Below are 8554 nucleotides of genomic sequence, written 5' to 3'. Positions count from 1 at the left end.
CCAAGCCATTTTAAAAAGATCAGCCATCCTGGCTGATCTTTTTTTGTGTTTATATAATGGGAAAGAGTATTGAATAAAAATCTTTAAGAAATTTAATGGGTTAAGTAATCGATAGTTGGTAATAGTCCCGATTTTTTCATGGATTATATATATGCTGGGGTTCAGGGTAAATTCTGATTTTATTACAACAAAAAATTTGTGAATTCAATATTAGACCTTAAAGCCAGAAGAGCCTAAAATAGCAGGTGCCAAAATTTCAAAGGTGAAAAGGGTAAATGGTTTTTATCTATCACTGTAGAGTGGAAACACACTGCTCTGTCGCCTCTGTAACTGGGATATTGATAAAAGAAAATATATGAGAAAAACATATTTTAGAGTTAAAATTAGTCACAATACACACTTCATTAAACATACGGAGTCCTGAGCACATAGAAGACAAACCATCCTTAAGGAGGTCTCACTCGGTTAAGAGTGTGTTGAGGAATAATCGTCAATACAACTCTAAAGAAAGGAGTTTTAGAGAGTTTAAAGAAGCATTCTTTAAAGAAACAGAATTTCCTTGAAATAGGCAAAGAGATTTTCAAGGAAATATATGAATAGAGGGGACTGTTTCATAAGTTTGACACAATTTAATTAGCGCAGTATAATAACTTCAGTAGAACGATATACTAAATATAGTTAAGTAAGTAACTCCAGTAAAGGGTATGGATTACAGTTGTGTTTACGTATTTAATTTGGACCTACTGATTTCATTTTGAACAACATTAGACCCAATTAATCCAGCGGGGGAGTTCAAGTATTTAGTAGAACGATATACTAACTTTGATTTGAATAATAGTAGAACGATATACTAACTATTAAAAAAATTTAGTAGAACGATATACTATATATGTTAAAGCTTATATTTATCGTTCGTTTTCTTAAATATACTGGCGCAAGGGGGAAGCTTTAAGAAAGAGCTTAATAACTAAGTTGCATTTCTGACAACTTTTGAATAACTAACATAGGGGTGTGTTTTATGAAAAATTCATATATAAAAATGGCAATAGGTTTATATATTAGTTACTTTATTTTAGGTATGATCAACATCATCATCGGGTCAAATATGGAAAATTTGTCTAACCAGTTAAATACGAGTGCATCAGGAATTAGCTACCTGGTTTCAGCAATAGGTATTGGTAAGTTAGTTTCTCTGTTTTTTGCTGGAAGACTGTCGGATAAATTAGGAAGGAAGCCTTTTGTTGTATCGGCGTCTTTCATCTACCTGATTTTCTTAGTGGGAATACCATTGGCTCCTAACTACACATTAGCATTTATTTTTGCAATATGTGCTGGTATCGCTAACTCATTTTTAGACGCAGGGACGTATCCTGCACTTATTGAAGCTTTCCAAAAGAAAGCAGGCTCTGCAACTGTATTAATTAAAGCTTTTGTTTCAATTGGTGCAACAATTCTTCCATTCATTATGGCGTTTTTTATTGCTAGAGATCTATTTTACGGATATACATTCTTCTTGATGGCAGCTGTTTACCTTGTTAATGGATTTTTCTTACTTAGGGTATCATTCCCGAATCATAAAACTCCAAGTGATATCCAAAGTGAGGATAAAGTTGAAACAGCTGAACCACAATTTTTATCAAAACCAAAGTTTGGCCAAGAAGGATTGGCCGTTATTCTTCTAGGTTTTACATCAACTGCTCTATTCATGCTTGTACAAGTTTGGCTCCCTAAATTTGGACAAGAAGTATTAGGTCTAACACAGGCTAAATCTGTTCAATTGCTTAGTTACTATAGCATTGGGTCCCTTGTTTCAGTCATTTTACTAGCAGTTTTATTAAATAAAGTAATAAAACCTATTACAGTTATGATTATTTATCCGGTAATTGCCGCAATTTCTTTATTGTCTCTTATTTATATTCAGCAACCATTCATGACTGTTTTGAGTGCTTTCTTTATTGGGTTATCAACTGCAGGTGTGTTCCAATTGGCCATGACAATTATTACCGAATTCTTCCCAGCCAATAAAGGAACCATTACATCTTATGTAAACATTGCAGCTAGTTCAGCTTTTATTATCATACCATTCATTACAGGTATGATTTCTAAGAGTGCAGGTCTAACTGCTGTATTCTTGTTTGATGTTGGAATTGCAATCGTTAGTATTTTATTGGCTGTTTTTGTTGCCTATCGTTATAAAAAGGTGATTAAAGTTCCATCTGTTTAAAAAAGTCATAAGTCAGGTCATAATCTTTTACAGGTTTTACTAACAAACATCAGTGAGGTTCGAAAGCTCTCACTGATGATAAAAAGGGGAAAAATCCATGCATACGATTACCATCAAAAACCTTAAAATCGGAGAAGGCGTTCCAAAGATCATTGTTCCATTAATGGGGACAACTCAAGAAGAGCTACTTCAAGAAGTTGAAACGGTAAAATCTTTGAAGCCAGATATCATTGAGTGGCGTGTAGATGTGTATGAACATGTTGAAAGCTTAAACTCCGTTTCGGAAATGATTTCAAAATTAAGAAAATCCTTACCGAGTACTCTTCTTCTTTTCACTTTTAGAAGTCATAAAGAAGGTGGCAACAAAGAAATTACGGATCAATATTATTTTGAATTACTTCATACAGCGACTCGAACAAAGAATATTGATCTTGTGGATGTAGAATTATTTTATGAAGAGTCAGATGTCAAGGCAACTGTAAAGGTTGCTGAGGAAAATGGTGTATACGTAATTATGTGTAACCACGATTTCCATAAGACACCAGCAAAAGAAGAAATTATTTACCGACTGCGTAAAATGCAGGAGTATGGAGCTCATATTCCAAAAATTGCTGTCATGCCTCAAAGTGTAGACGATCTACTTGTTTTATTAGATGCAACTCACACGATGAAAACTAAATATGCGGATCGTCCGTTTATTACCATGTCTATGTCGGGGACAGGCCTGGTTAGCCGGTTAACCGGTGCGGTATTTGGTTCAGCTTGTACATTTGGTGCTGGAAAAGAAGCATCGGCACCTGGACAAATTCCTGTATCTCAATTAAGAAGTGTTTTAGAAACTATTGATCAAAATATTTAATTCATTGGATTTCTTCCTAGAAGGAATTTATATAAAATTTTATGAATCATACATCAGGGGGATTGAATCATGGGAAATTTAGCACGTATTAATGGAAAAACAGAATTAGTAGGACTTTTAGCAACACCTATCGGACACTCTTTATCACCAGCTATGCACAATTTAGCATTTGATAAATTAGGATTAAACTGTGCTTATTTAGCATTTGAAGTTGGAAATGAATCATTGGAGGATGCTGTAAAAGGAATGCGAGCATTAAATGTAAAAGGTTTTAATGTATCAATGCCAAATAAAATGAAAATCCTTCCACACTTAGATGAATTGGCAGACAGTGCTAAATTTTCAGGAGCGGTTAATACAGTTGTCAATGTTGATGGGAAATTCGTCGGTCACAGTACGGATGGAATGGGATATACTCGCAACCTTAAAGAACATGGTATAGATATCAAAGGCAAAAAAATGACTCTTATCGGTTCTGGTGGCGCTGCTACACCTATTGCTATTCAATCAGCACTAGAAGGACTTGCTGAAATTAGCATTTTTGCGCGTGATGATGCTTTCTTCCCACAAGCAGAAGAAAACGTACGAATCATTAATGAAGATATGAAGCACTTAAATGTGAAAGCAAATGTGTATCCACTTGAGAACCTTGAACAATTAAGAGCTGAAATCGAAACTAGTGATATTTTGGCAAATGGAACAGGCGTTGGTATGAAACCACTTGAAGGCTTAAGTGTCATTCAAGACGAATCAATGCTACGCTCTGATTTAATTGTTACAGACGTTGTGTACATTCCACGTAAATCAAAACTTATGGAACAAGCCGAGGCTGCCGGGGCTACAGCGATTAATGGTCTTGGAATGATGCTTTGGCAAGGTGCTTTAGCATTTGAATTGTGGACAGGTCAACAAATGCCTGTTGATTATATTAAAGAGCAAATTTTTGCAGATTAATAAGCTTCCACTGTGGAGGTTGCTCTCCAGCTTATAGTAATAGAGGTTTGTGCGACCCCTGCTGAACTCAATTGTTTTTTAGTGTTTGGTGTTAAGGAACTTACAGCATATGAATGCAATAGACCTCGGAGCTAAGAAAAACAGGGAGTGTACTTCCTGTTTTTCTTAGCTCTTTTTTTGAAAAATTGTTTTTAATTTTATAGGATATCATAATGGGGATTGAAAACTGTATTTTTATAAAAAAATACAGTGATTAAAAGATCAGATTAAGTTTTTTTAGAGATTTCATTTTTTCAAACTTTCGTGTTCTTTAATGGGAGAAAAATTACATCGTGATTTACTATGGGGGGGTAATTAATGAAAAATCAGTATTTTAAAGCGGCATCAGGGATGTATATTAACTATTTTCTATTAGGGATGGTCAATATAATTCTCGCTTCGAACATGGTCGCTTTAACAGAACAGTGGGATACAGATTCAACTGGCATCAGTTATCTAATTGCTGCAATAGGTATTGGAAGATTGCTTACGTATGGTATAACAGGAATATTGTCAGATAGATTTGGAAGGAAACCGTTAATCATTGTCTCAACTATTGTCATGTTATTCTTTTTAGTGGGGATTCCATTTTCTCCAACTTATGAGATAGCCTTTGTGTTTGCGTTACTTGCGGGTGTTTCTAACTCTGCCATGGATGCGGGGACATATCCAGCGCTTACAGAAATGTTTCCGAAATCTGCTAGTTCTGCAAGCGTAATGGTTAAGGCTTTTGTTTCACTTGGCGCAACGGTTTTACCATTTATCATCTTGTTTCTTTCTGATAACAATTTGTTTTATGGGTATGCTTTTTTATTACCGGCGGTTATCTATTTTTTAAACATGATATTTTTGTTTTTTACTTCATTTCAAAAAGTCCAAGACGGTCATAATAGTAAAGAAGACGAATTGCAATTGAGTAAGTTTATAAGTGAACCTGAATTGTGGAAAGAGGGGCTAGCGCTTATTATTATTGGTTTTACATCTACTGCCTTGTTTACAGTCTCGCAAATCTGGTTACCGAGTTTTGGGCAAGAAGTCGCGGGGATGTCTGCTTCCAATTCGATTAAATTGTTAAGCTATTATAGCGTTGGATCCCTTATTTCTGTTCTGCTTTTATCCGTCTTGTTGAAAAAATTGCTGAAACCTGTGACGGTCATTTTACTTTATCCAATGATTACTTTAATAGCTGTCATTGTTATTCTTACCGTTCATACACCACTTGTACTAAGTGTAACCTCTTTTTTCCTTGGAGCTTCTACAGCTGGAATTTTTCAATTAACCATTGCAATAATGGCTGAGCTTTTCTGGAAGAAAAAAGGAACAGTAACGGGAATCGTTTCAACTGCCTCTAGTTTAGCGAGTGTTGTCTTACCCATCGCAACAGGGTTAATCGCTAAAAGTGGAGATATATCGCATATATTCCTATTTGATTGTTTTATCGCAACTTTAGGGATTCTAGCTGCAGTTTTTGTGAATTATCGGTATAAAAAATTAACTAAACATCCGATAATACTTAAATAAGGATAAGAGACTGATTACTCAAAACTCCATCTTCAAGAATTAGGATGGTGTTTTTTTTTTTTGCAATAGTAATGAATAGGGGAAACTTCTGTGTATATAGCATTAAAATTACTAATAAGCGGTGACTGAACTATGTACAATAAAGCAATTTATATTATGGGTATAATAATAACTACAACTATATTATTATTATAGTAAGAATTGATGATTATAATCAATACATCAAAAATACACTCAAGATGGTGATTGAACGATGAAACAACCCAAAAAAGGTCGAGTCACATTGCAACAGGTAGCGAAGCATGCTGGCGTATCTACGTCCACTGCTTCCCTTATCGTTCGTAATAACCCTCGAATTTCGGAAGCAACACGAAAAAAGGTTTTAAAGTCCATGCGTGAATTGGGTTACGTTTACGATAGAATTGCAGCAAATCTAAGGTCGCAGAGTTCCGATACTGTAGGAATAATTATTACTGATATTTCAAACACTTTTTTTTCTGAATTCCTGATAGGTGTACATGATGCATTAGAAGAGGTCGGATATACGGTCTTGTTGGGAACTACATTTGATTCAGTTACGAAGCAAGACCAACTCCTTTCAACTATGTTGGAACATAGAGTAGGCGGCTTAATTCTTTGTCCCGTCTCTGAAAGTACACAAGAAACGATTAATCGATTAAATGAGATTGACACACCATTTGTTCTTGCTGTTAGAGAATTACCTGAAGTAAATAGCGATTATGTAGGTATTAACTATCCAGAAGGAGCCCGAATAGCTGTTAATCATTTGATTGAAAAGGGACATAAAAGGATTGCATTTCTTGGAGGGATTAGGGAATCTTCTACTTGGATTGAGAGAATGGAGGGGTATCGCGAAGCCCTTTCCAAATCGGGCTTGGAAGTTGACGAATCGTTAATGATAGATAGTGCTCCGACACGAGAGGGAGGGTTAGAGGCTGTATTTAAAGTCCTTAATAATCCTGATCCCCCTACAGCAATTTTTTGCTTTAGCGACCTAATTGCTTTCGGCGTTATGCAAGGGTTAAGGATGAAAGGATTGATTCCTGGTCAAGATATAGACATCGTAGGATTCGATAATGTTCCAGTTGCAGAAATCTATCATCCGCCGTTAACGACTGTTTCTTCATTTCCTCAACGTATGGGAAAAGAAGCTGCGAATCTTTTGCACCAAAAAATGGTGAATATTGATCATGAACAACAGCGTATTATATTAAACCCCGAACTGATTATTAGAGAATCCTCCTAAAAAGAAAAAAAGGTGATTAGTCTACAGGAAGAGGGAGTATCTCTTATCGCTGTATTCTTTTCATCTTTTCTATTATTCTTTTCTTAGGTTTTATAGGGCTTGGGCAATCAACTCGTGGAATTACTTAAGTGGTTCGTAAATATCCCAAGCCACTTTCAATGAGTCAACAATATAATCTGCTACTTCTTCAACATCAAGATCATTCGTATTCACTTTTGAGTGGTGATAGGAGTAAATTTCCTGTCTAGTATTAAAAAGTTCTTCTATTTCTTCAAGGCTTCGACTTTGTAACACTGGTCTACTATCAATAAGCAAGCCTATTCTCTCTTTCCAATAATCCCAAGATAAGTCAAGGTAGAACACAATACAATTAGAAAGACAAATTTTCCGTATATCCTCTTGTAAAAAAGCCCCTCCACCAACGGAAATAATTTTCAATTGCTGGTGGCTAAAGTAATCAATCATACTTTTTTCTTTTTCGCGGAAAGTCTTTTCCCCAAACTTCTTGAATATTTCTGTGGTGGGCATGTTAAATTCTCTTTCAATTTCTTGATCTATATCAATAAAATCCCTATATAATTTCCTGGCTACTTTTTGTCCGATTGTGGTTTTACCTACCCCCATAAAACCTATAAAAACGATACTTTGCATCCTCAAAGATGTGTTTTTATTAATCATTTATAAATCCCTCTCCCAACTATTTTTATAATGATTAAAAGTCTGTCCTCAATCTTTTAAAATAAATTTATTATAGTACATGACAGTAAATTTGTAAAAAAAATATTTTTCTAATATTTAGATAATAGGTATGTAGGATATCAGCTAATATTTCTTTAATATTTACTCATTTTTCAAGATTCGTTCAATAAGTGGTTGAATATGCATCACTCTGCTTCTTTACTAGAACTGAATCTAACACAAGTAATGATTCTTCAGACATGGATAAATGTGTTTTTTTGCTTCATAAAACGGGTTTCAGACTTTTATCCAGTACGAGCATCAGTATCGATGGTAGATTGGAGCCTATTATAGACAAAGGCTTTACATTTTCCACATTCTCTAAGAAAGAGTAGGTAAAGAGGGGAATTTACTATTTTAATAAAAATAATTTTTAACATTCGTATATAAAGGATAAAGTTACTTTCTTTGGTTTCATTGTCTATCTGTAGATATCTGTTGATAAAAATGTTTTGACTCTTTCACCTCTTTGGGTGAATCCTTTAATATGTCCAATGCGTCTATTAACCTTAACAGGTTTGCTAGGTTCTTACGTGTGCTTGAACATTGAGGTATTGTAATAGAAGCTATTCAATAACTATTTGTGAGTTAATTATGGATTTTGATTGAATATAGATGACCACGACTTTATCTTTCTTCCAAGTGCATCTTTCATTTATCAATCCCTGATAATTAGTTAGTCATTGCTCTCCGGAAGGATTTGTTTTTAGAAATTCACTTTACTGACTAATAGTTAGAGAGAGGACATTTAGATTTTTAAAGAATAGAATCATGAAAGGTTTAAATGTCTTTAGAGGAAAGCCATTGTTTGAATTATTACTAGAACAAGCATTTATACTAAGTTAACACCTTTATATAATCTAATAAATGAATTAAAAAAGAAAAAAAGATTCATAGCTAAAAATCAGTTGACTTTAAGGTAGGAAAGGATTAATATAAATAAGCACCAAGT

Annotated in this window: 6 protein-coding genes; 5 read left to right on the top strand and 1 reads right to left on the bottom strand. The window is 34.5% G+C overall.

Annotated features, from left to right (window positions below; genetic code table 11):
• Positions 1 to 1018 precede the first annotated feature (1018 nt).
• From AKG34_RS26295 to AKG34_RS26275, 5 genes are all read left to right on the top strand, one after another.
• Entirely contained in the window at positions 1019 to 2224 is a 1206-nt protein-coding gene (locus tag AKG34_RS26295; protein ID WP_053349104.1) for an MFS transporter, read from the top strand.
• Between the two features lie 97 nt (positions 2225 to 2321).
• Positions 2322 to 3083, top strand: a complete 762-nt coding sequence (aroD, locus tag AKG34_RS26290; protein ID WP_053349103.1) for a type I 3-dehydroquinate dehydratase — start codon at positions 2322 to 2324, stop codon at positions 3081 to 3083.
• 69 nt (positions 3084 to 3152) lie between these two features.
• On the top strand, positions 3153 to 4037 hold the full coding sequence (locus AKG34_RS26285; RefSeq protein WP_053349102.1) for a shikimate dehydrogenase: 885 nt from the start codon (positions 3153 to 3155) through the stop codon (positions 4035 to 4037).
• A 357-nt stretch (positions 4038 to 4394) separates the two neighbouring features.
• Positions 4395 to 5597 carry an MFS transporter gene (locus AKG34_RS26280; protein WP_053349101.1) on the top strand — a complete coding sequence of 401 codons (1203 nt, stop codon included), beginning with the start codon at positions 4395 to 4397 and terminating at the stop codon, positions 5595 to 5597.
• 253 nt (positions 5598 to 5850) lie between these two features.
• The gene (locus tag AKG34_RS26275) at positions 5851 to 6864 is read left to right on the top strand and encodes a LacI family DNA-binding transcriptional regulator (protein WP_053349100.1); all 1014 of its coding nucleotides are present in this window, start codon (positions 5851 to 5853) and stop codon (positions 6862 to 6864) included.
• 120 nt (positions 6865 to 6984) lie between these two features.
• Here AKG34_RS26275 and AKG34_RS26270 read toward each other — a convergent pair whose 3' ends face one another.
• Positions 6985 to 7542: a shikimate kinase gene (locus AKG34_RS26270; RefSeq protein WP_053349099.1), complete on the bottom strand. Its 558-nt coding sequence runs from the start codon at positions 7540 to 7542 to the stop codon at positions 6985 to 6987.
• Between the last annotated feature and the right edge of the window lie 1012 nt (positions 7543 to 8554).

This window comes from Peribacillus butanolivorans (assembly GCF_001273755.1).
In the GTDB taxonomy this organism is placed as follows: domain Bacteria; phylum Bacillota; class Bacilli; order Bacillales; family DSM-1321; genus Peribacillus; species Peribacillus butanolivorans.
Note: the sequence above shows the minus strand (reverse complement) of the source record. Positions and strands in the feature narration are given on the sequence as shown.